Here is a 23,571-nt window from a genome sequence, read left to right as displayed (position 1 = left end):
AGCCTGGTCGAGGACCGGCCCGATCGTCGAACGCGGCGGCGTCGGCCGCGGTCGGTCAGCCGGCGAAGCGCTCCTCGACCTCGGCCGCGGTGAGGCCGAACTCCTCGAGGGTGTAGCGGTGCGCGGGCTTGCGGTCGCCGGAGCGAGACTCCTCGTGCATGGACTCCATCGCCTGCTGGGCGGCGGAGGACAGGGGGAGCTCGAAGCGGGAGTAGATGCCCTCGACCGTGCCGAGCGGGTCGGCGACGAAGTCCGCGTAGTCCACGTCGACGAACTGCGCCGGATCGTGCTTGGCACGAGCGGCGTTGAAGGTCTCGAGCCCGCGAGCCCACAACTCGAGCTGACCGCGGCCGATCACCTCGCCCTTGAACGTGTTGGACCAGCCCTCGGTGGCCTGCTCGGCCAGGCTGCACGCCGACGGGATGATGGTCGTCGGCGGGCGGTGCGTCTGCACGATCAGTGCGTCCGGGTACACCGCGAGCAGCTCGTCGAGGGCGAACAGGTGGCTCGGGTTCTTGAGCACCCACCGGCGGTCGCGGTCGGGCAGGCCGATCAGCTGGAGATTCTTCTTGTGCCGCGCGTAGGCGTTGGTCCAGTCCTGGCCCTCGAGCCACTTCGAGTACGTCGGCAGGTTCGCCAGGCACTCGTAGGAGACCGACTTGAACGTCTGGCGCAGCAGCTGCCAGCACTCCTCGACCTCGCCTGCCGACATGTAGTGCACCCCCATGAACTCGGGGTGATCGATGTGGTGCCGGCTGAACGACTCCTCGATCTTCTGGAACACCGGGTTCGAGTCCCAGCTCTCCCGCGGCGGCCGTGGCTGCGGCATCTCGGTGAGCCACATCTCCAGGCCCTGGTGGCCGGGGTCCGCGGTGAGCAGTCGGTGCAGGGCGGTGGTGCCGGTGCGGGGCAAACCGGTGACGAAGATCGGACGTTCGATCGCCACCTCGGCATGCTCGGGGTGCTGCTTCCAGGCGGCCTCGCTGAGCAGCCGCGCCACCAGCGCGCCGCGCAGGAAGACGCGCGAGATCTTGCTGCCGAACGGCGTCAGGTCCTCGTCGCGGGCGTAGGAGTCGAGCAGGACGCCGAGGGCCTCGGTGTAGTCGTCGACGCCGAAGTCGGTCAGGCCGGTCATCCGGGTCGCCGAGGCGTGCAGGTCCTCGACCGTGCCGACGGTGGTGCGTTCAGTCATCTGTCCCGACTTTCTAGTGGTGGAATTCGCCGCAGTTGACGTCGAGGCACTGCCCCGTGATGGCGCTGGCCATCGAGGACGCCAGGAAGATCACCGCGTCGGCGATCTCCTCCGTCTCCGGCAGCCGCTTGAGGTCGGTGGCCGCCGCGGTGTGCTCGTAGATCTGCTCGACGGTGATCCCGAACTTCTTCGCCTGGTGCTCGAAGTACTGCTTGAGGGTGTCGCCCCAGATGTACCCGGGCGCGACCGAGTTGATCCGGATTCCCTTGGGGCCCAGTTCGGTGGCGAGCGACTGCGACATCGCGAGCAGCGCGGCCTTGGCCATCTTGTAGCTGCCGTAGCGCTCCTGGGAATGGCGCAGCACCATCGAGTTGATGTTCACCACCGACCCCTTGCTCTCCTCCAGGGCCGGGGTGAACAGCTGCGTCAGCCGCAGCGCACCGAGCACGGTGAGCTCGATGCTGTCGCGGATGTGCTGGTACTCGGTGCGGGCAAGCGGCTTCATCGACGGAATCGAGAACGCGTTGTTGACCAGCACGTCCACCCGGCCGAAGGCCTCGACGCTGGCGGCGACCAGGTTCTCGGCGGACGCCTGGTCGGTGATGTCGGTGGACACGGTCACGGCACGCCTGCCGAGGTCGGTGACCTCCTTGGCGACCTCGTCGAGCCGGGACTGGGTGCGTGCGGCCAGCACGAGGTCGGCCCCGGCCTCGGCGCAGCGCAGCGCAAGCGTGCGGCCGAGCGCGGGCCCGACCCCGGAGACGACGACGACTTTGTCCTGCAGAAGAGTGCTCATGTCTTACCCCAACATCCGGTCGGCGACGGCGGCCTGACGCGCCGCGATGCGGGCGGTCCAGTCCTCCGGCGTGATCTTGTTCTGTTCGTGGAAGGGAAGTTTCGCGGCGACCTCGTCGATGGCGACGACCTCGACGGTGGGCCCGTCGGCCGGGGTGAACTCCCGGGAGGTGCGCTGCCAGCGGAACTGCAGGATGCCGCGCGGGTGGCCGACGGTCTCGATCCAGTTGGTGACGCCGGGATTGCGCTGTGCGACCACCATGCGGATCATGCCGTCCGGGTCGACCTGGGCCTGGGTGTTGTTCAGCGAGGTCTGGTGCCCGGTGTAGTCCAGCGAGATGTACCACATGCTCCCGAGCTGGAATCCCTGGTACGGCGCATCGGATTTCGGGACGGTGATGATCATCGCCTGGTCGTCGTCGAGCTCGTAGTGCCCCACCGAGGAGAACTGGGTGGCCAGCCCGCCCGGGGTCAGCCGGGGCTCGGTCATCGTGTTCACCGGCAGCTTGAGGTAGAACCACTCGGGGAACTGCAGCCACGTCTTGACCCTGCTCACCAGGGCCTTGCCGGCGCGGGCGTAGCGCTTGGCCGTCTCCTCGGGCGTGAGGGCGTCGAACGGGACGCCCCTCCGGTCCACCCGCTCGATCCGGACGGTGCCGCGCCGTTGGGCCCAGTCGCTGTAGACCTCGCGCACCACCAGCTGTGACGCGCCGGGCGCGAGCGTGAAGTGGTTGCGGCGCCCGGTCGCGTTCTCGGCCCACTCCCCGCCGGCGGGCCCGAACCGGACCTCGAAGTTGCCGTCGGCGTCGATGTCGATGGCGCGGTCGTCGAAGGCGGCGTCGCTGCCGGGCACGTTGGAGTCGGTGTAGTTGCCGCTGAGCACCTGGAAGCTGAGATCGCAGGTGGTGCCGCGGGTTCCGGTGACGACGTACTCGGCGTCGTCGTTGACGCGGGCGCCGAAGTAGAGGGTGTCCGGGTTGTCCAGGCCCATCTTCGTGTACGGGCCGGTGCCCTGGATGAAGCCCGGATGCGTCTTCTCGGTGGCCCAGGCGGCATGGACGCAGGCCAGGATGCCGCCGGCGAGGTACTGGTAGCCCTCGAGCAGGTCCTGTTCCGACCGAATGTGCGGCGCGGCCTCGATCAGCTTCTCGGCCTCGGCGATCGCCTCGGCCAGTGGGTCTGTCAGCACTCCCGCTCCTCGCGTTCAGGTGGTACAAATATGTACCTAGGTGGTAGACAAGTGATGGTCCGACAATAGAACGCGTTCTAAGGAGTGGTCAATGGCTGAAGAGCAGGACACCGTCGCCGGGCGCCGCTCGCCCCCGACCGAGCGGGTGGTGCAGGTGCTCGACTACCTGGTCGCCCGCCAGGATCAGCGGTTCGGCCTGTCCGAGCTCGCCCGCGCGCTCACGATCAGCAAGCCGACCTGCCTGGGCATCCTCTCCGCGCTGGTCTCCGGCGGCTACCTCACCCGCGATCCGGCGTCGAAGACCTACGGGCTCGGCCCGGCGCTGATCGCCGCCGGGCGGGCGGCGCAGCGTGGGTTCGCGGTCGGCCCGATCGCGCGCGCCCACCTCGACCGGCTCGCCGCCGAGTTCGGGACCGTCTGCACGGCGTCCGCGGTGGTGGGCGACCGGATCATGATCCTCGAGGTGGCCACGCCGCCCGGCATGACGGTCGGGCGGACGGCCGTCAAGGTGGGGCAGGCGTACCCGTTCGCGCCCCCGGTGGGGCTCATGTACGTGCTGTGGGGGGCCGACGACGAACTGGAGGCGTGGCTGCGTCGCGAACCTACGCTGCCGGTGGTGCTCGATCGCGACCTGTTGCGCGAGGTCGTCGAGGACTGCCGCGATGCGGGCTACCTCGTCGAGCGGCTGACCCCGATGGGGCGCAGGCTCTTCTCGCTCATGCAGGGTGTCGCCGGGCACGACCTGCCGTCCCAGATCCGCGAGCTGCTCGGCGAGATGGTCTCGAGCCTGGGTGAGCGGGTGTATGTGGGGCGTGAGCTGGCCGTCGACGCCGAGTATCCGGTGAGCCTGATCGCCGCGCCCGCCTACGACGCCGACGGGCATCAGTCGCTGGTCCTGACCCTGGACGTGGGCTCGTCGATCAGCGGCGCCGAGGTCGAACGCCGGGGGAAGGCCCTCGCGGCGGCGGCCGACGCGGTGACGGCGGAGGTCGGTGGGCGGTGGCCGGACCGGCGCGGTGATCCGGGCCCGTCGTCGGTCGGCGGAGGGATTGACCCGACCTAGAACGCGTTCTATTGTCGGCTCAGACTTCAACTTCGAACCGCCCCGGTACAAAAATGTACCGACGCTCGGACCCCGATCCAGTCGAGGAGCCGCACATGACAACCCGACCTGCCCCACCGGCCTACGAGCTGTCCCACCTGGGAGCGCTCGAGGCGGAAGCGGTGCACATCTTCCGTGAGGTGGCCGCCACCTTCGAGCGCCCCGTCCTGCTGTTCTCCGGCGGAAAGGACTCGGTGGTGATGCTGCACGTCGCCGCCAAGGCCTTCTGGCCGGCGCCGCTGCCGTTCGCGGTGATGCACGTCGACACCGGCCACAACTTCGACGAGGTCATCGAGTACCGGGACCAGACTGTCGAACGGCTGGGCCTGCGACTGGTGGTCGCGAGCGTGCAGGACGACATCGACGCCGGCCGCGTCACCGAGGACACCGGGCCCCGGGCCAGCCGCAACCGGCTGCAGACCCACGCCCTGCTGCGCGGAATCCGGGACGGCCGGTTCGACGCGGTGTTCGGCGGCGCCCGCCGGGACGAGGAGAAGGCCCGCGCCAAGGAGCGGGTGTTCAGCTTCCGGGACGAGTTCGGGCAGTGGGACCCGCGTGCACAGCGGCCGGAGCTGTGGAACCTCTACAACGGACGGCACCGCAAGGGCGAGCACATCCGGGTCTTCCCGTTGTCGAACTGGACCGAGCTCGACATCTGGCAGTACATCCTCGAGGAGGACATCGAGCTGCCGTCGATCTACTACGCGCACCGCAGGCCGGTGGTGCCCAGGGACGGGATGTTGTTGGCGCACACACGGTTCCTGACTCTGCTGCCGGGCGAGGAGCCGTACGAGGAACTCGTCCGGTTCCGCACCGTGGGCGATGCCACCTGTACCGGCTGCGTCGAGTCCTCCGCGGACTCGGCCGCCGCCGTGGTCACCGAGGTGGCCGCCAGTCGCATCACCGAGCGCGGCGCCACCCGCGCCGACGACCGCATCTCCGAGGCAGGGATGGAAGACCGCAAGAAGGAGGGGTACTTCTGATGTCGCAGCCCAGCGCGCACCCGCACACCCTGCAACTGCTCCGCGTGGCCACCGCCGGCTCCGTCGACGACGGCAAGTCGACGCTCATCGGCCGGTTGCTCTACGACTCGAAGTCGATCTTCGAAGACCAGCTCGAGGCGGTCGAGCGCAGCAGCCGCGAACGCGGCGACGAGCACACCGACCTTGCGCTGCTCACCGACGGCCTGCGGGCCGAGCGCGAGCAGGGCATCACGATCGACGTCGCGCACCGCTACTTCTCCACCCCGCGTCGCAAGTTCATCATCGCCGACACCCCCGGGCACGAGCAGTACACCCGCAACATGGTCACCGGCGCCTCCACCGCCGACCTGGCGCTGATCCTCGTCGACGCGCGCAAGGGCGTGCTCGAGCAGACCCGCAGGCACGCCTTCCTCTCGACGCTGCTCGGCATCCCGCACCTGGTGCTCTGCGTGAACAAGATGGACCTGGTGGACTGGTCGCAGGAGCGTTTCGAGGAGATCCGCGAGGAGTTCCGGCAGTTCGCGACCAAACTCGACGTGCACGACCTGACCTTCATCCCGGTCTCCGCGCTCAAGGGCGACAACATCGTCAGCCGCACCGAGAACATGCCCTGGTACGAGGGGTCGTCGCTGCTGCACCATCTCGAGGAGGTGCACGTCGCGTCGGACCGGAACCTCATCGACGCCCGGTTCCCGGTGCAGTACGTGATCCGGCCGCAGCAGCAGACCGACGCGGACCTGCACGACTTCCGCGGCTACGCGGGCACCGTGGCCAGCGGCGTGTTCAAGCCCGGCGACGAGATCGTCGCGCTGCCCTCGGGTTTCACCTCGACCATCGAGGCCGTCTACGGCCCCGGCGGGTCGCCGGTCGACGAGGCGTTCGCGACGTCGGCGGTGTGCATCACCCTCGCCGACAACCTGGACGTCAGCCGCGGTGACACGCTGTGCCGGCCCAACAACCGCCCGCTGGTCGGCCAGGAGATCGACGCGATGGTCTGCTGGCTCACCGAGCAGGCCTCGCTCGACGAGAACGCCCGGTACACGCTGTTGCACACCACCGCCTCCACCAAGGCGCTGGTCGCCCGCCTCGACTACCGGCTCGACGTGAACACCCTGCACCGGGACGAGTCGGCGCAGTCGTTGTCGCTCAACGAGATCGGTCGGGTTCAGCTCCGTACGCAGCAGCCGCTGCTCTTCGACCCGTACCGTCGCAACCGGGTCACCGGCAGCTTCGTCCTGGTGGACGAGTCCACCGGGAACACCGTCGCCGCCGGCATGATCACCGGGCCCACCCTCAAGGAGTCCAAGGTGGTCTGGCACGCCGCCGAGGTCTCCCGCGAGGAGCGGGCCACCCGCGGCGCCACGATCTGGTTGACCGGACTCTCCGCGTCCGGGAAGTCCACCGTGGCAGTCGAACTCGAACGGCGACTCGTCGCCTCTGGGGTGCCCGCCTATCGGCTCGACGGGGACAACCTGCGGCACGGACTCAACGCCGACCTCGGCTTCTCGGCCGCGGACCGGGCCGAGAACGTGCGCCGCGTCGGGGCGGTCGCGCAGTTGCTCGCCGACTCGGGGACGGTCGCGGTGGCCTCGTTGATCAGCCCGTACCGGCGTGATCGCGACCGGATCCGGGCCGAGCACGAGGCGGCCGGAATCCGGTTCGTCGAGGTGTTCGTCGACACTCCGATCGAGCAGTGCGAGGCTCGCGACCCGAAGGGCATGTACGCGAAGGCGCGGGCGGGGGAGATCACCGGATTCACCGGTATCGACGACCCGTACGAGGCGCCCGAGCACGCCGAGCTGGTGTTGACCCCCGAGGACGGCGATCCGACTGCGCAGGCCGCCCTCATCGTGGAATATCTGAGTTCATGAACGCCGACGCTGAATTCGCCGCAGACCTGGCCGCCCGTGCAGGTGAACTGCTGACCGAGATCCGGGCCGGGGAGCTCGGAACCACGCCGCTCGACCCGGCGCAGTCGCGGGAGCTGGGCCGGCGCGGCGACCGGGAGGCGAACGTGCTCCTGCTCGACCTCCTCGCTGCGGGCCGTCCCGCCGATGCCGTGCTCTCCGAGGAATCGGCCGACGACCTGACGAGACTCGACCGGGACCGAGTGTGGATCATCGACCCGCTCGACGGATCCAAGGAGTACGGGCTGCCGGGGCGCACGGACTGGGCCGTCCACGTCGCGCTCTGGCAGCGTGGCCACGGCATCACCGATGCGGCGGTCGCGCAGCCCGCGCTCGGTGCCGTGTACACCTCCGGCGCGTTCGGACTCGCCCAGCGCCTGCCCGGACCGCTGCGCCTGCTGGTCAGCGGCAGCCGCCCGCCCGCGTTCGTGGCCGAGCTGGCGCAGCGGGTCGACGCGCAGGTCGTGCCGATGGGCTCGGCCGGGGCCAAGGCGATGGCGGTCCTGCGCGGCGAGGCCGACGCGTACGTGCACGCCGGCGGGCAGTGGGAGTGGGACTCCGCGGCACCGGTCGGGGTGGCACAGGCTGCCGGGCTGCACTGCTCCCGGGTCGACGGTAGCGAGTTGCGCTACAACGAGACCCGCCCCTATCTGCCCGACCTGCTCATCTGCCGTCCCGAGCTGGCGGACACGCTGCTGGGCGAGATTGCGACGCTGACGTCCGAGCAGGGCAGCCAGTCGATCGCACTGGCCCGGGAGTACCTGGGCTCGCTCGTGACCCACGACGCCTCGAAGGTGCGCCTGGCCGAGAACTGCCTCCGGGTGGAGAACGGTCAGCGCACCGGGAGCAGTGGAGCGGAGATCCGTCACGAACTCGAGCACGGTCACCAGTACCAGCCGATCACCGGGATCCGCGAACTGCGGCTGAGCGAGTGGGGGCCGAACGTGGTGGCCCGTTTCCTGCTCGACATGCGGTCCGGCGAGGGCACCCTCACGGTGTCGATCACCGAGCACTTCGCCGTCTCGGGCGCGGAGATCTCGGCGATCACCGCGATCATCGAACCGCACGGCTCCTGAGCGGGGCGCGCGTGAAGGTCTACGCGGGCACGGATCCGCGGCTGGGTCTGTCCGAGATGGGTGATTACGCCAGGAGGGTCGAGGCCGCCGGATACGACGGCATGCACGTGTCCGAGACGGTGCACGACCCGTTCCTGCTGGCGCTACAGGCGCTCCAGGCGACGTCGCGCATAGTGGTGCGCACGTCCGTCGCGCTCGCGTTCGTGCGCAGTCCCGTCCTGACCGCGTACACCGCCTGGGACCTCGCGGCGGTGTCCGGCGGGCGCTTCCATCTGGGGCTGGGCAGCCAGATCCGCCAGAACATCGAGGAGCGGTACGCGATGCCGTGGTCGGAGCCCGCTGCGCGCATGCGTGAGTACGTGCAGGTGGTGCGTGCCGCGTTCGAGACCTTCCGGACCGGTGAGCTGACCCCCTTCGACGGCAAGCACTACCGCTTCCTGCGGATGCAGCCGTACTTCAATCCCCACGAGGGAGCCGGGCCCGGGTTGTCCGGTGGGCCGGACCCGACCGCCGCCACCCCGCCGATCTATCTCGGCGGGGTGGGGCGTGGCATGTGCCTGACGGCGGGGGAGTTGGCGGACGGATTCGTCACCCATCCGACCAATTCGAGTCCCCGGTACCTCGAGCAGGACTGCGTGCCCGCGCTGACGGAGGGGGCGTCGGCGGTCGGCCGCACGCGCGACGACCTCGACCTGGTCGCGGGCGTCCAGGTGATCACCGGTGCCACCGACGCCGAGCTGTCCGTCGAGCGTGAACGTCAGCGCCGGCTGTTCGCGTTCCTGTACTCGACCCCGGCCTACCACCGGGAACTCGAGCGCTGCGGCCTCGCGGATCTGCGTGAGCCGCTCGCGCGAATGGTTCGCCGCGACAGCTGGTCCGAGCTGCGGGAGGTCGTGACCGACGAGGTGCTCGACGTCATGCTGCCCACGGCGCCGTACCCGCGGCTAGCCGAGGTGATCCGGGGCCGGGTCGGCGGGCTGGTGGACGGCGTCACCCTGGCCCTGCCCCGCGACCCCGAGCACGACGCCCTGATGGCCGGGGTCGTCGCGCAACTGCGCGAGTGACACGCAACTGCACGAAGGACAACTGTGCGCGATCTTCACCCCAGCGGGGGTGACCACCGCGCACGGGCGCCGAAGGCGCATCAACCGAGAGAAGGAGTTTCATGAACCCCGAGGCCATCGTCACCGAGTTCTGTGCCGGCTGGGCGCAGCCCGACCCGGACAAGATCGCGGAGTACTTCACCGAAGATGCTGTCTACCACAATATTCCGATGGAGCCGGTCACGGGCAAGGCCGCCATTCGGGACTTCATCGCGGGCTTCGTCGGCGGGTTCGGGGGCATCGACTTCCGGATCCAGCGGCAGGTCTCGGGCGGATCGATCGTCATGAACGAGCGTGTCGACGTGTTCGCCGTCAACGGCAAGACCATCGAACTGCCGGTGACGGGCGTCTTCGAGATCACGGAGGACGGCAAGATCGCGGCCTGGCGCGACTACTTCGACATGGCGCCGCTGGCCGCGCTCGGGAGCTGACCCGAACCACGCGAAAAACCCCCGTCGACGTCGTCGACGGGGGTTTTCTCAGCTGTGGCGCACTCGAAAAACGAGTGCCCCCGGCAGGATTCGAACCTGCGGCCTTTCGCTCCGGAGGCGAACGCTCTATCCCCTGAGCTACGGGGGCCCACCGGAAACCGGTGTGCCGTTTGGGCTGGCTCAGCGTAGCGCATGCGCCGCCGGAATCCATATTCGCACCCCCGGCACGTTAAAATCCCAGGTACGCCGACCCACAGCACGTCTGGACTCCATCCACGGAACCGGAAGGCTAGAGCCGATGGCCGATCAGCACTACTCCGACGCCGAGCTCGACCTCGATCTTCGCTGGTGGGCTGCCGCGAACTACCTGACGGTGGCCCAGATCTACCTGCAGGACAACGCCTTGCTGCGGGAACCGCTCCGGGCCGAGCACGTCAAACCTCGGTTGCTGGGGCACTGGGGGACCAGTCCCGGGCTCTCCGCGATCTACGCGGTGCTCAACCGGCACATTCGCCGTACCGACGCGGACTGGCTGTACGTCACCGGTCCGGGGCACGGCGGCCCGGCGCTGGTGGCGGCCACGTACCTCGAGGGCACGTACTCGCAGGTCTATCCGCAGGTCAGCATGGATGCGGCCGGGATCGCCCGGTTGTGTCGGCAGTTCTCTACGCCGGGGGGAGTGCCGAGCCACGTGAGCGTGCAGACGCCCGGCAGCATCCACGAGGGCGGCGAACTCGGCTACGCGCTCGCGCACGCCGCGGGAGCCGCGTTCGACCGGCCCGATCTCCTGGTCGCGTGCGTGATCGGCGACGGTGAGGCCGAGACTGGCCCGCTGTCCGCCTCGTGGAAGCTGCCCGCGTTCCTCAACGCGCGCCGCGACGGCGCGGTGCTGCCGATCCTGCACCTGAACGGCGCGAAGATCGCCGGACCGACGGTGCTCGGGCGCAGCGCCGACTCCGACGTCGCCGACTACCTCTCCGGTCAGGGGTGGGCGCCGGTCTTCGTCGAGGGGGACGACCCGAGGCTGGTGTTCCGCGCGCTGTCGGCCGCGGTGGACGATGCGCACGAGACGATCACCGCGATCCGACGGGCGGCCCGAGCCGGAACCGTCGCGGGCACGCCGCGGTGGCCGGCGATCGTGCTGCGCACCCCCAAGGGCTGGACGGGTCCGCACACCGTCGACGGTGTCCTGGTCGAGGGCACCCACCGGGCCCACCAGGTGCCGTTGTCCGGGGTGCGCACCAACCCCGACCACCTCGCACAGCTCGAGCGGTGGATGCGGTCCTACCGGCCGGACCAGCTCTTCGACGAGAGCGGCACGCTGGCAGCCGAACTCGCGGCCCTCGCGCCGGCCGGCGACAAGCGGATGGGATCCACTCCGTACGCCAACGGCGGGCGGCTGCGCCGGCCGCTGCAGGTGCCGCCACTCGATCGGTACGCCCTCGACGTGCCCGCGCCGGGGACCACCGTCCACGAGACCACGCGGGTGCTCGGCGAGCTGCTGCGCGACATCCATGCCGAGGGCACTCGCCCCGACGGCGGTGGCGACTTCCGGCTGTTCTGCCCCGACGAGACGTCGAGCAACCGGCTCGGGGCGGTGTTCGAGGTGACGGACCGCTGCTGGCAGCTGCCCGTCACCGACTTCGACGACGGGCTCGGGCCCGACGGCCGGGTGATGGAGGTGCTCAGCGAGCACCTCTGCCAGGGGTGGCTGGAGGGATATCTGCTGGCGGGCGGACACGGGGTGTTCGCGAGCTACGAGGCGTTCGCGATGGTCAGCGTCTCGATGCTGATCCAGCACGCCAAATGGCTCCAGCATGCGCGGACACTGTCGTGGCGGGAACCGGTCTCCTCGTTGAACGTGCTGCTGACGAGCACCTGCTGGCGCAACGACCACAACGGGTTCAGTCACCAGGGCCCGGGGATGATCGACGCCGCCATCCCGTTGGCGCCGGACGTGGTCCGGATCTGGTTGCCACCGGACTCGAACACGCTGCTCTCGATCGCCGACCACTGCTTGCGCAGCACCGACCACGTCAACCTGATCGTCGTCGACAAGCAGCCGCACCTCCAGTACCTGAGTCTCGCCGAGGCCGACCGGCACTGTGCCGCAGGCGCTTCGGTGTGGCAGTGGGCGGGGACCGAGGACGACGCGGACGACGGGGCCGCCCGACCGGACCGGCCGGACGTCGTGCTTGCGGCGGCCGGGGACGTGCCGACCCAGGAGATTCTGGCCGCGGCCGAGCTGCTGCGCGTGTGGGTTCCCTACCTGCGGGTGCGGGTGGTCAACGTGGTCGACCTGATGGCGCTGATGCCCGAGGACGTGCACCCGCACGGACTCACGGACTCGACGTTCGCGGAGCTGTTCACCGAGGACACCGACGTGGTGTTCGCGTTCCACGGGTACTCGCGCGCGGTGCACGAGCTGCTGCACGGCCGGCCGAACGCGGACCGCTTCCACGTCCGCGGGTTCAGCGAGCAGGGCACGACGACCACCCCGTTCGACATGGTGGTGCTCAATCGGATGAGCCGGTACCACCTGGTGCTCGAGGCGTTGCGCCGTGCCCGACGGGTGCCCCAGCACGGCGACGAGCTCGCGCGGTACTGCCGCGGTCAGCTCGAGCGGCACGGGCCGTACGTCGTCGCGCACCTCGAGGACATGCCCGAGGTGCGCGACTGGACGTGGGGATCGACCCGGCGCCCCACCGAACGGTGAACGGACCGGTCGGGTCGATCAGTTCATCGGCAGCGGGGCCGCGCCCTTCTCGGTGAGCAGCTGAGTCATCCGCGTGGATTCGCTTTGCTGGGTGTCCACCATGGTCTGCGCGAGGGCCCGGACGGTCGGCACCTCCGCGTGCTGGGCGCCGTACTCCATCATCGGGGTTCCGCCCTGGTGGTGACGCAGCATCAGCTGCAGGAACAACACGTCGGCAGCCGGGCCGCGAGCCTGACGCAGGGCCGCCATGTCCTCGGAGCTGGCCATGCCGGGCATCGTCGCCGAGCCGGACTGGGAACCGGTGGTCGTCGCCGACGACGCGGCGCCGTGATCCATGCCGGCGTGGCCCGACATCCCGTGCCCGCCGGCATCCGACGTCATCCACGCCATGTAGTCGCCGGTCGGCAGCAGTGGCTGATTCCACAGCGACAACCAGCCCGTCATCTGGCCGATCTGGTTCTGCTGCGTGGTCAGGATGTCGTACGCCAGGTCCCGGACCATCGGATCCGAGGCGTTGGCGATGGAAATCGCCGCCATCTCGACCGCCTGGTTGTGGTGCACCGTCATGTCCTGAGCGAAGCCCACGTCGACCGAGCCCGCGGCTGGCGTCGCGGGCTGGTCGTCGTGCAGGAACTGGTTCGCGAGGAACCCGAGACCGAAGCCGATCGCGATCGCCGCGATCAGCCCGAGTACCGCCAGGGCGGTGCGTTGACTGCGCGCGCCGCTGCCCGATCCGGCAGCGACCGGATCGACGTCCGTCGGATCGGGACCTGCCGACTCAGCCATTGCCCGCGGGGGCCGGTGCCGGAGCCGGTGCCGGCGCGACCGGCGGAACCTGCATGCCGCCCGGCGCGCCGCCGCCGGTCTCCGAGGTGTCGGGGGTCAGACCCTTGCCGTCCATCGACACCGCGTCGGGGCCGGGGGGAGTGGGATCGAAGGCGGGCGGGTTGTCCGGGTCGAAGGCGCCGGGGATGGTCGAGCAGCTCGCGCCCTTCTCCGGGTACGCGCCGAAGTTGTTCAGACGCAGGGCCGCGACGAACTCGTTGATCCGCGGGTCGTCGGCGCCGTCGAGCTTGAGCTGGTGGCCCCAGCTCTGCAGCGAGATCGGCGAGTCGAGGCCCGGGTACGGCGACATCAGCATGTACGACTTGCCGTCGACCTTGGACTTCAGGGTGTCCAGGTCCCCGCCCGACACCTTGTCCGGGTTGTACGCGATCCAGACGGCGCCGTGCTCCAACGAGTGCACCGCGTTCTCGGTGCGGATGGCGTTCGGGTACACGATGCCGGTGCAGGTGGCCCAGGTCGCGTCGTGCGGACCGCCGTAGGGCGGGCTCTGGTCGTACGCGACGCGCTGGGTGGCGGAGACGTGCAGCGCGGCCGGGTAGTCCTTCTTCACCACGCCGTCGATCGACGTGGACGGGTCCGGATTGTCGGCGCTGGGGGCGAACTTGTCGGCCGCAGCCTTGTCCTGGTACTTCGGGACCAGGTTCACGGCGAGCAGGCCGAGCAGGGCGAGGACGGCGATCACCGCGCCGATGGTCAACCAGGGAATTTCGCGTCGCTTGGGCGCTCCCGCTCTCGGCTTGGCGCCGCCCGAACTCTTCTTGGCGGCTTTGATCGCCTTGGCTGACTTGGCGCCGCTGTTGCGGGCGCCGCGATTGTCCGAACCGCTGGGCATCGGTGAGCGCTCTTTCGGTCGAGTGACACAGTCTCGGTGTACGGGGGTGGCCCCCGTGGGCGAACCCACTCTACGTTCCGTGCCTGAGCGCAGGCTTTGAATGGCCAGACCATAGGATAGATACCTGTGACTCCCGCCGACCTTGCCGAACTCCTTCGTGTCACTGCCGCGAAGGTCCTCACCGACCGCGACCTCGACGCCAGCGTGCTGCCCGCGACCCTCACCGTCGAGCGTCCGCGCAACCCCGAACACGGGGACTACGCCAGCAACGTCGCCATGCAGGTCGGCAAGAAGGCCGGAGTGAATCCGCGGGAGTTCGCGACCTGGCTCGCCGAGGCTCTGACCGCGACGGACGGCATCGAGACCGCGGAGGTCGCCGGACCCGGATTCCTCAACATCCGCCTGGCTGCGGCCGCTCAGGGCGCCATCGTCGCGAAGGCGATCGCCGCAGGCCAGAGCTACGGCAGTTCGTCGGCGAAGGCAGGCACCCGGATCAACCTCGAGTTCGTCTCCGCGAACCCGACCGGCCCGATCCACCTCGGCGGCACCCGCTGGGCAGCGGTCGGCGACGCCCTCGGGCGGATCCTGGGCGCTCAGGGCGCGGAGGTCACGCGGGAGTACTACTTCAACGACCACGGTGCGCAGATCGACCGGTTCGCCCGCTCGCTGATCGCCGCCGCGAAGGGCGAGCCCGCGCCGGAGGACGGCTACGCGGGCGCCTACATCGCCGACATCGCCGCGGAGGTCCTGCGCCAGCGCCCCGACGCCCTCGCGCTGTCGGAGACCGATCAGCAGGAGACGTTCCGGGCGATCGGTGTCGCGTTGATGTTCGACCACATCAAGCGGACGCTGCACGAGTTCGGCACCGACTTCGACGTCTACTTCCACGAGAACTCGCTGTTCGAGTCGGGAGCGGTGGAGAACGCCGTCGCCACCCTCAAGGCCAGCGGGAACCTCTACGAGGAGGACGGTGCCTGGTGGCTCAAGAGCACCGACTTCGGTGACGACAAGGATCGCGTCGTCATCAAGTCCGACGGCAACGCCGCCTACATCGCCGGCGACATCGCGTACTTCCAGGACAAGCGCTCGCGCGGCTTCGACCTGTGCATCTACATGCTCGGCGCCGACCACCACGGATACATCGGCCGGCTCAAGGCCGCCGCGGCCGCGTTCGGCGACGACCCGGCTACCGTCGAGGTGCTGATCGGACAGATGGTCAACCTGGTGCGCGACGGCGTCGCGGTGAAGATGAGCAAGCGCGCCGGCACCGTGATCACCCTCGACGACCTCGTCGAGGCGATCGGCGTGGACGCGGCCCGGTACGCGATGATCCGGTCCTCGGTCGACTCGAGCCTGGACATCGACCTCGAACTGTGGGCGAGCACGACCAGCGAGAATCCCGTCTACTACGTGCAGTACGCGCACGCCCGGCTGGCCTCGTTGGGCCGGAATGCCGCGGAACTCGGCCTCGTGACGGACAATCCGAAGCTGGAATTGTTGACCCACGAGCGGGAGGGCGAGCTCATCCGCACGATCGGCGACTTCCCGAAGGTCGTGACCGCCGCCGCCGACCTGCGCGAACCGCACCGCATCGCGCGATACCTCGAGGAACTCGCGGGCGCGTACCACCGCTTCTACTCCGAGTGCCGGGTGCTGCCGCAGGGCGACGAGCCGGCCGGCGACCTGCACACCGCCCGCCTCGCGCTGTGCGGGGCCGCCCGCCAGACGCTCGCCAACGGTCTCGGCCTGCTCGGCGTCAGCGCACCGGAGCGGATGTGAGCGCGCATCCCGCCGGACCCCGGCACGCCGACCTCCAGCACGCTCCCGGACTGCCGTCGCGGCCCGCGACGCCGGCCGCGCTGACGGCGCTGCCCGCGGCGGTGTGGCCGCGGGGGGCGACCAGGGGCGACGACGGGGTGGTGCGCCTGGCCGGCGTGTCGGTGACCGAGCTGGCGCAGCGGTACGGCACGCCGCTGTTCGTCGTCGACGAGGACGACTTCCGGTCCCGCTGCCGGGACATGGCGCGCGCCTTCGGATCCGCCGAGCGCGTGCACTACGCGTCCAAGGCGTTCCTGTCCGTCGAGATCGCCCGATGGGTGGCCGACGAGGGACTGTCGATGGACGTCGCCTCCGGCGGCGAGCTCGCGGTGGCGTTGCACGCGGGGTTCCCGGCGCAGCGAATCACCATGCACGGCAACAACAAGTCCCTCGCCGAACTGCGTTCCGCGGTGTCCGCGGGCGTCGGGCACGTGGTTCTCGACTCCATGCAGGAGATCGACCGGCTCGATGCGATCGCCCGTGAATCCGGTGTGGTGCAGGACGTCCTGATCCGCGTCACGGTCGGTGTGGAGGCGCACACCCACGAGTTCATCGCGACCGCCCACGAGGACCAGAAGTTCGGCTTCTCGCTCTCCGGTGGCGCCGCGATGGACGCCGTGCGGAAGGTCTTCACCGCCGAACACCTGCGCCTGGTCGGACTGCACAGCCACATCGGATCGCAGATCTTCGAGGTCGACGGCTTCGAGCTGGCCGCGCACCGGGTGATCGGGCTGCTCCGTCAGATCGTCGACGAGTTCGGCGCGGACCGGACCGAGCAGGTCTCGATCGTCGATCTCGGTGGCGGCCTCGGCATCTCCTACCTGGAGAGCGACGACCCGCCGCTGGTCGACGACCTGGCCGCGAAGCTCGACAACATCGTCGCGACCGAGTCCGCTGCCGCCGGACTGCCGGCGCCGACACTGATGGTCGAGCCCGGCCGGGCGATCGCGGGACCGGGCACGGTGACGCTGTACGAGGTCGGCACCGTCAAGGACGTCCGCCTGGACGGCAACGCAACTCGGCGTTACGTCAGCGTCGACGGCGGAATGAGCGACAACATCCGCACCTCGCTCTATCAGGCCGAGTACGATTGCCGCCTGGTCTCCCGGACCAGCGAGGCGGATCCCGTCGTCGCCCGGGTGGTGGGGAAGCACTGCGAGAGCGGTGACATCGTCATCCGGGATGCCTGGATGCCCGACGACGTCGGTGCCGGAGACCTCCTCGCGGTCGCCGCCACTGGCGCATACTGCTACTCGATGTCCAGCCGCTACAACCTGCTGACCCGACCCGCCGTGGTTGCGGTCAAGGGCGGCGAGTCCCGACTCGTCCTGCGCAGGGAAACAGTGGAAGATCTGCTCAGCTTGGAGGTACAGCAAGATGACTGAACCGAACGGCGCCGCCCCTATCGGCGTGGCGGTCCTCGGCCTCGGCAACGTGGGCAGTGAGGTCGTGCGGATCCTGCGCGAGCACGCCCGCGACCTCGAGTCCCGGGTCGGTGCGCCGCTGGTGCTCCGCGGAATCGCGGTGCGCCGGATCGAGGGCGACCGGGGGGTTTCGGCGGATCTGCTGACCACCGACGCCGACTCGCTCGTTGCGCGGGACGACGTGGACATCGTGGTCGAGGTGATCGGCGGCATCGAGGTGCCCCGCAAGCTCATTCTGGCCGCGCTCAATGCGGGCAAGTCCGTGGTCACCGCGAACAAGGCGCTGCTGGCCGACTACACCGGCGAACTCGCCGAGGCAGCCGAGAAGCAGCGCGCCGACCTGTATTTCGAGGCGGCCGTCGCGGGTGCGATCCCGGTGATCCGTCCGCTGACCCAGTCGCTGGCCGGTGACCGCGTCAACAAGGTCGCGGGAATCGTCAACGGCACCACCAACTTCATCCTGTCGGCCATGGACGAGACCGGCGCCGACTACGGCGACACGCTCGCCGAGGCGGGCCGACTCGGGTACGCCGAGGCCGATCCGACCGCCGACGTCGAGGGCTTCGACGCTGCCGCGAAGGCCGCGATCCTGGCGTCCATCGCGTTCCACACCCGGGTCACCGCGGCCGACGTCTACCGGGAGGGGATCTCGAAGATCACCTCCGCGGACCTCGAGGCGGCGAAGTCGCTCGGCTGCACGGTCAAGCTGCTCTCGATCTGTGAGCGCCTCACCGACGATGCAGGCAACGAGCGGATCTCGGCCCGCGTCTACCCGTCGCTGGTGCCGCTCGAGCACCCGCTCGCCTCCGTGAACGGTGCGTTCAACGCGGTCGTCGTCGAGGCCGAGGCGGCAGGCAGGCTGATGTTCTACGGCCAGGGCGCGGGCGGCGCACCCACCGCGTCCGCCGTGATGGGCGATCTCGTGATGGCCGCCCGCAACAAGGTGCACGGCGGTCGTGGACCGCGCGAGTCCAAGTACGCGGACCTCGCCATCGCGCCCATCGGCGACATCCCGACGCGCTACTACGTCAACATGCAGGTCGCCGATCGCGCCGGTGTCCTGTCGGCGGTTGCCGCCGAGTTCGCCAAGCACGACGTGAGCATCTCGACGGTGCGGCAGGAGGGGGCCGGCGACGGCGCGCGGCTGATTGTCGTCACCCACTGGGCTCGCGACGAGGACCTCTCGGAAACCGTTGCCGCCCTTGCCAAACTCGACTTCGTCACCGCAGTCACCAGCGTTCTCCGATTGGAAGGTTCCAGTGAATAGCCCTCGTCAGCACTCGCCCGTCCACAAGCCCTGGCCGGGGCTGATCGAGGCGTACCGGGACCGTCTCGCGATCGGGGCGGACTGGAAGACGATCACCCTCCGCGAGGGCGGCACCCCGCTGCTGCCCGCCACGCACCTGTCCGAGCTCACCGGCTGCGAGGTCCACCTCAAGGTCGAGGGCCTCAACCCCACCGGGTCCTTCAAGGACCGCGGCATGACGATGGCCGTCACCGACGCGCTCGCGCGTGGGCAGAAGGCGGTGCTGTGTGCCTCCACCGGGAACACCTCCGCATCGGCGGCCGCCTACGCGGCCGTGGCGGGCATGTCCTGCGCGGTGCTTGTGCCGCAGGGCAAGATCGCCATGGGCAAGCTCGCCCAGGCGGTCATGCACGGCGCGAAGATCATCCAGGTCGAGGGCAACTTCGACGACTGCCTCGAACTGGCCCGCAAGACCACCGCGGAGTTCCCGACCATCGGCCTGGTGAACTCGGTGAACCCGGTTCGTATCGAGGGGCAGAAGACCGCCGCGTTCGAGATCTGTGACGCGCTGGGCAAGGCCCCCGACATCCACGCCCTTCCGGTCGGCAACGCGGGCAACATCACCGCGTACTGGCGCGGTTACTCCGAGTACTACGCCGACGGCATCACCTCGGTCCGTCCGCGCATGCTCGGCGTGCAGGCCGCCGGTGCCGCGCCGCTGGTGCACGGTGCGCCGGTCAAGGACCCCGAGACCATCGCGACCGCCATCCGCATCGGTTCGCCCGCGTCCTGGGAAGGTGCCGTCGCGGCCAAGGAGGAGTCGAACGGCGTCTTCCGCGCCGCCACCGACGAGGAGATCCTCGAGGCCTACCGGCTGATCGCCCGCACCGAGGGCGTGTTCGTCGAGCCCGCGTCGGCGGCCTCGGTGGCCGGCCTGCTCGCCGCCCACAAGGAGGGCTGGCTCGACGCCGGGCAGACCGTGGTGTGCACGGTGACCGGCAACGGACTCAAGGATCCCGACACGGCGCTGGCGGGAATGCCTGCTGTGCAGCCGATCCCGGTCGACCCGGTGGCGGTTGCCGCCGCACTCGAGCTGGTCTGAGTTGGTCAGTTCGAGGATCGCGGAGCGCGCCATGACTCAGACCCTGCCGACCGGGCTCACGGTGACGGCACGGGTGCCCGCATCGACGGCGAACCTCGGTCCCGGGTTCGACACACTGGGCATGGCGTTGGGTCTCTACGACGAGATCACGGTCACCACCACCGAGGGCGGGCTCACCGTCCGAGTCGAGGGCGAGGGCGCCGACGACGTGCCGTGGGGTCCGACCCACCTCGTCGTTCGCGCGATCGAGCGTGGACTCGAGGCCGCCGGCGTCTGGGCCGGCGGCCTGGACGTGGTGTGCCGCAACGTGATTCCTCATTCGCGGGGCCTCGGATCGTCCGCCTCCGCCGGGGTCGGGGGACTGGCCGCGGCGAACGGCCTGGCCTCCCTCCTCGATCCGGCGCTGGCGCTGACGGCGGAGCAGCTGGTGCAGCTGTCGTCCGAGTTCGAGGGGCATCCGGACAACGCTTCCGCGAGCGTGCTCGGCGGCGCGGTGGTGTCCTGGAGCGAGGAGCCCGCGACCTGCGACGGACCGCGGGTGTTCTCGGCGGTGCGTCTGGCGGTGCACCCCGACATCCGGGTGGTCGTGCTGGTACCGACGGAGCGGTCGTCGACCGCGCACACCCGCGGGCTGCTGCCCGACGTGGTCCCGCACGCCGATGCCGCCTTCAACGTCAGCCGGGGAGCGCTCGCCGTGGTCGCGCTGACCAGCCGGCCCGACCTGCTGATGGTCGCAACCGAGGACCGGCTGCACCAGAGCCAGCGCGCCCCGGCGCTGCCGGTCACGACCCGGTGGATCGCGACGCTGCGCGAGCACGGCATCGCGGCGGTCGTCTCGGGTGCGGGCCCGACCGTGCTGGCGTTGACCACCCAGCCGTTCCCCGATGCGTTGCGCGAACTCGCGGAGTCGGAGGGGATGACCGTGCTCGACCTCGAGGTCGCGGACGGGGTACAGGTCAGCTGAGTTCGGTCGGCGGGTGTCGCGCGGCACGCCGAAGGCAGAGATTCTTGCCGCGAACCGGGTTCACGGCTATCCTGAGGGCGTCCGCCCATCGTGCGTGTCAGTCGCCGGTGCTCTACCAGGGCAATCTCTCCCGAATTCTGGAGCTTTCGCATCGCGGAAGCGCCGATTCTCGGAGTATCCGTTCCTGGCCCGAACCTCTCGCGAATCTTCTGCGGTGGAGGTTCGGAACGTTCCTGCTTGTCAGGCCACGTGGGGCGGACGGCCCGACATTCTCGAAACATGTCCGGCACATCCGAGTTCATCAAATGAGCTGCGGGACGAACCCTCGACTTTGCGCCGCGCGAGCGAGGGAAGGAAAGGATCTCCGTGACCGATACGGACCTGATCGCCACTCCTGAACTCGATACTGCGGTTTCCGCCGCGACGAGCCAGGCCAGCGGTTCACAATCTTCAGACCCGGCCCCGGCCGTTGCTGCCGCGACCAAGCGGGCCGACGCGCGCCGTGGCGCCGGACTGTCCGGGATGGTCCTCGCCGAACTGCGCGGACTCGCCGGCGAGCTGGGCATCAAGGGCACCTCCGGGATGCGCAAGGGCGACCTGATCGCCGCTATCAAGGAGCGTCAGGGCGGTTCGGCCCCGGCCAAGACCGCGAAGGCGCAGGCCCCCGCGGCTGCGCCCGCTGCCACCGCTCCGGCCGAGACCCGCAGCGCCGAACCGGCTTCCGCGCCGGTCGCCGCCGAGCCGGCTCGCGCCGACGCCGAGCCTGCCGCCGAGGGTGAGCAGGGCGGTCGCCGGGGACGCCAGCGTCGTGGTGCCTCCCGGCCCGCGGGCGGTGCCGAGCAGGCAGAGGCCGCGGCTCCCGCCGCCGAGCAGCCCGCCGAGCGTCAGGGCGGCCGCCAGGAGGGCGGTCGTCAGGACCAGGGTGGGGAGCGCAATCGCCGGGACCGCAACCAGGGTGAGCGGGGCGACCGCAACCAGGGCGAGCGGGGCGACCGCAACCAGGGTGACCGCAACCAGGGCGGCAACGGCCCGCGCGACGGTCGGGACAACCGCGGGGGCGAGGACGACGGCGAGGGCCGTGGCCGTCGCGGCCGCCGGTTCCGCGAGCGCCGTCGTGGACGCGACCGCGGCGAGGGCGGCGGCAACGAGCGCGAGCCCGAGATCCGCGAGGACGACGTCCTGCAGCCGGTCGCCGGCATTCTCGACGTGCTCGACAACTACGCCTTCGTGCGGACCTCCGGCTACCTGGCGGGACCGAACGACGTCTACGTGTCGATGAACCTGATCCGCAAGAACGGCCTTCGTCGCGGCGACGCCATCACCGGTGCGGTCCGCGTGCCCCGCGAGGGCGAGTCGGCCGGCGGTAGCCAGCGTCAGAAGTTCAACCCGCTGGTGCGCATCGACTCCGTCAACGGCGGCGACGTGGAGGCGGCCAGGCGTCGTCCGGAGTTCGGCAAGCTCACCCCGCTGTACCCCAATCAGCGGCTGCGGCTCGAGACGACGCCGAACATCATCTCCACCCGCGTCATCGACCTGGTCATGCCGATCGGCAAGGGTCAGCGCGCGTTGATCGTCTCGCCTCCGAAGGCGGGCAAGACGACGGTGATTCAGGACATCGCGAACGCTATCGCCACCAACAATCCCGAGTGCTACCTGATGGTGGTTCTGGTCGACGAGCGACCCGAAGAGGTCACCGACATGCAGCGCTCGGTCAAGGGTGAGGTCATCGCCTCCACCTTCGACCGCCCGCCGTCAGACCACACCTCGGTTGCCGAGCTCGCGATCGAGCGGGCCAAGCGGTTGGTCGAGAACGGTCGGGACGTGGTGGTCCTGCTGGACTCGATCACTCGACTGGGACGTGCGTACAACAACTCGTCGCCCGCCTCGGGACGGATCCTGTCCGGCGGCGTCGACTCGACCGCGCTGTACCCGCCGAAGCGGTTCCTCGGCGCGGCCCGCAACATCGAGAACGGCGGCTCGCTCACGATCATCGCCTCTGCGCTGGTCGAGACCGGCTCCACCGGCGACACGGTGATCTTCGAGGAGTTCAAGGGCACCGGCAACGCCGAGCTCAAGCTCGACCGCAAGATCGCCGAGCGTCGGGTGTTCCCCGCGGTCGACGTCAACATGTCCAGCACCCGCAAGGACGAACTGTTGATGAACCCGGACGAGTTCGCGGTCGTGCACAAGCTGCGCCGCGTGCTCTCGGGTCTCGACACCCACCAGGCCATCGACCTGCTTGTCAATCGGCTCAAGAAGTCGAAGAGCAATGTCGAGTTCCTGATGGAGGTCTCCAAGACCGCACCGGGCGCGATGGGCGACAACGACTAGTTGGCATCTCTACGATCTCGGGCCGGGCCTGTTCCTTCGCGGGAACAGAACCCGGCCCGGGGTCGTTTAGGAGAACGTGCGAGGCCTCTGGCAGAATGAAACATCGCGCATCAGGCACTCGCCGCGTGCAAGTACAACCATGTCCGGTTCCGGTTCACGGCTTCGACAGTCGAAGGCGACCCGGCGACCACTGAAAGGGACACCATGAAGGCAGGAATTCACCCCAACTACGTGGCGACCACCGTCGTCTGCGGTTGCGGTAACACGTTCGAGACCCACAGCACCAAGGAGTCCGGACGGATCAACGTCGAGGTCTGCTCGCAGTGCCACCCGTTCTACACCGGCAAGCAGAAGATCCTCGACACCGGCGGACGCGTTGCCCGCTTCGAGGCTCGTTACGGCAAGCGTGCCGGCAAGAAGGCCGAAGCCGACAGCTAGCTGTATCGCCGACGCCCGTCCTGTGTTCGTTGCAGGCCGGGCGTCGGCTTTTTTGTACTATCATCCGGCCGGGCCC

At 69.5% G+C, this 23,571-nt stretch carries 19 protein-coding genes and 1 tRNA gene; 14 read left to right on the top strand and 6 right to left on the bottom strand.

From position 1 onward, the window contains the following. Nucleotides 1-55 precede the first annotated feature (55 nt). The 3 genes from ACFXGJ_RS17425 to ACFXGJ_RS17415 are packed head-to-tail and all read right to left on the bottom strand — an operon-like array spanning nt 56 to nt 3,176. Nucleotides 56-1,192: a sulfotransferase family protein gene (locus ACFXGJ_RS17425; RefSeq protein WP_378622376.1), complete on the bottom strand. Its 1,137-nt coding sequence runs from the start codon at nt 1,190-1,192 to the stop codon at nt 56-58. A 13-nt stretch (nt 1,193-1,205) separates the two neighbouring features. Further along, a complete protein-coding gene (locus ACFXGJ_RS17420) occupies nt 1,206-1,988 on the bottom strand; it encodes an SDR family oxidoreductase (protein WP_378622374.1) in 783 nt (260 codons plus the stop codon). Nucleotides 1,989-1,991: 3 nt separating this feature from the next. Next, nucleotides 1,992-3,176 (bottom strand): hypothetical protein, encoded by a 1,185-nt coding sequence (locus tag ACFXGJ_RS17415; RefSeq protein ID WP_378622371.1) that lies wholly within the window; start codon nt 3,174-3,176, stop codon nt 1,992-1,994. Between the two features lie 91 nt (nt 3,177-3,267). On the opposite strand from ACFXGJ_RS17415, the gene ACFXGJ_RS17410 reads away from it, so the two are divergent. The 6 genes from ACFXGJ_RS17410 (at nt 3,268) to ACFXGJ_RS17385 (ending at nt 9,778) form a co-directional block, all read left to right on the top strand. Then, the gene (locus ACFXGJ_RS17410) at nt 3,268-4,239 is read left to right on the top strand and encodes an IclR family transcriptional regulator (protein ID WP_378622367.1); all 972 of its coding nucleotides are present in this window, start codon (nt 3,268-3,270) and stop codon (nt 4,237-4,239) included. Between the two features lie 95 nt (nt 4,240-4,334). Beyond that, nucleotides 4,335-5,261 (top strand): sulfate adenylyltransferase subunit CysD, encoded by a 927-nt coding sequence (gene cysD / locus ACFXGJ_RS17405; RefSeq protein WP_378622364.1) that lies wholly within the window; start codon nt 4,335-4,337, stop codon nt 5,259-5,261. Next, nucleotides 5,261-7,132, top strand: a complete 1,872-nt coding sequence (cysC, locus tag ACFXGJ_RS17400) for an adenylyl-sulfate kinase (protein ID WP_378622362.1) — start codon at nt 5,261-5,263, stop codon at nt 7,130-7,132. Before cysD ends, cysC begins: the two co-directional genes overlap by 1 nt. Then, on the top strand, nt 7,129-8,244 hold the full coding sequence (locus tag ACFXGJ_RS17395) for a 3'(2'),5'-bisphosphate nucleotidase CysQ (protein WP_378622359.1): 1,116 nt from the start codon (nt 7,129-7,131) through the stop codon (nt 8,242-8,244). The genes cysC and ACFXGJ_RS17395 overlap by 4 nt, the downstream gene beginning before the upstream one ends. Nucleotides 8,245-8,255: 11 nt before the next feature. Beyond that, nucleotides 8,256-9,308, top strand: coding sequence for a TIGR03617 family F420-dependent LLM class oxidoreductase (locus ACFXGJ_RS17390; protein ID WP_378622356.1), 1,053 nt, complete (start codon nt 8,256-8,258; stop codon nt 9,306-9,308). 101 nt (nt 9,309-9,409) lie between these two features. Then, a complete protein-coding gene (locus ACFXGJ_RS17385) occupies nt 9,410-9,778 on the top strand; it encodes a nuclear transport factor 2 family protein (protein WP_378622354.1) in 369 nt (122 codons plus the stop codon). A 75-nt stretch (nt 9,779-9,853) separates the two neighbouring features. Here the strand turns inward: ACFXGJ_RS17385 and ACFXGJ_RS17380 are convergent. Continuing rightward, nucleotides 9,854-9,926, bottom strand: a tRNA-Arg gene (locus tag ACFXGJ_RS17380). Nucleotides 9,927-10,076: 150 nt separating this feature from the next. On the opposite strand from ACFXGJ_RS17380, the gene ACFXGJ_RS17375 reads away from it, so the two are divergent. Further along, nucleotides 10,077-12,494, top strand: a complete 2,418-nt coding sequence (locus tag ACFXGJ_RS17375; protein WP_378622351.1) for a phosphoketolase — start codon at nt 10,077-10,079, stop codon at nt 12,492-12,494. Nucleotides 12,495-12,512: 18 nt separating this feature from the next. Here ACFXGJ_RS17375 and ACFXGJ_RS17370 read toward each other — a convergent pair whose 3' ends face one another. After that, entirely contained in the window at nt 12,513-13,280 is a 768-nt protein-coding gene (locus ACFXGJ_RS17370; RefSeq protein WP_378622349.1) for a DUF305 domain-containing protein, read from the bottom strand. After that, nucleotides 13,273-14,172 (bottom strand): DUF3105 domain-containing protein, encoded by a 900-nt coding sequence (locus tag ACFXGJ_RS17365; protein WP_378622345.1) that lies wholly within the window; start codon nt 14,170-14,172, stop codon nt 13,273-13,275. The genes ACFXGJ_RS17370 and ACFXGJ_RS17365 overlap by 8 nt, the downstream gene beginning before the upstream one ends. Nucleotides 14,173-14,298: 126 nt before the next feature. On the opposite strand from ACFXGJ_RS17365, the gene argS reads away from it, so the two are divergent. The 7 genes from argS to rpmE all read left to right on the top strand — a co-directional run bounded on the left by argS (nt 14,299) and on the right by rpmE (nt 23,495). After that, nucleotides 14,299-15,951: an arginine--tRNA ligase gene (argS, locus tag ACFXGJ_RS17360; protein WP_378622343.1), complete on the top strand. Its 1,653-nt coding sequence runs from the start codon at nt 14,299-14,301 to the stop codon at nt 15,949-15,951. Next, nucleotides 15,948-17,375, top strand: coding sequence for a diaminopimelate decarboxylase (lysA, locus tag ACFXGJ_RS17355; protein ID WP_378622340.1), 1,428 nt, complete (start codon nt 15,948-15,950; stop codon nt 17,373-17,375). Before argS ends, lysA begins: the two co-directional genes overlap by 4 nt. Continuing rightward, the gene (locus ACFXGJ_RS17350) at nt 17,368-18,681 is read left to right on the top strand and encodes a homoserine dehydrogenase (RefSeq protein ID WP_378622338.1); all 1,314 of its coding nucleotides are present in this window, start codon (nt 17,368-17,370) and stop codon (nt 18,679-18,681) included. The genes lysA and ACFXGJ_RS17350 overlap by 8 nt, the downstream gene beginning before the upstream one ends. After that, nucleotides 18,674-19,762, top strand: coding sequence for a threonine synthase (thrC, locus tag ACFXGJ_RS17345; protein WP_378622335.1), 1,089 nt, complete (start codon nt 18,674-18,676; stop codon nt 19,760-19,762). The genes ACFXGJ_RS17350 and thrC overlap by 8 nt, the downstream gene beginning before the upstream one ends. A gap of 31 nt (nt 19,763-19,793) precedes the next feature. Beyond that, the gene (thrB, locus tag ACFXGJ_RS17340) at nt 19,794-20,726 is read left to right on the top strand and encodes a homoserine kinase (protein WP_378622333.1); all 933 of its coding nucleotides are present in this window, start codon (nt 19,794-19,796) and stop codon (nt 20,724-20,726) included. Nucleotides 20,727-21,092: 366 nt separating this feature from the next. Continuing rightward, a complete protein-coding gene (rho, locus tag ACFXGJ_RS17335; protein WP_378622330.1) occupies nt 21,093-23,057 on the top strand; it encodes a transcription termination factor Rho in 1,965 nt (654 codons plus the stop codon). Between the two features lie 204 nt (nt 23,058-23,261). Beyond that, the gene (rpmE, locus tag ACFXGJ_RS17330; RefSeq protein WP_378622328.1) at nt 23,262-23,495 is read left to right on the top strand and encodes a 50S ribosomal protein L31; all 234 of its coding nucleotides are present in this window, start codon (nt 23,262-23,264) and stop codon (nt 23,493-23,495) included. The last annotated feature ends 76 nt before the right edge of the window (nt 23,496-23,571 follow it).

It is taken from the genome of Rhodococcus sp. NPDC059234 (assembly GCF_042754225.1).
Lineage (GTDB): Bacteria > Actinomycetota > Actinomycetes > Mycobacteriales > Mycobacteriaceae > Rhodococcus_G.
The sequence above is the reverse complement of the archived record's forward strand: the minus strand, read 5'-3'. Positions and strand labels throughout refer to the sequence as shown.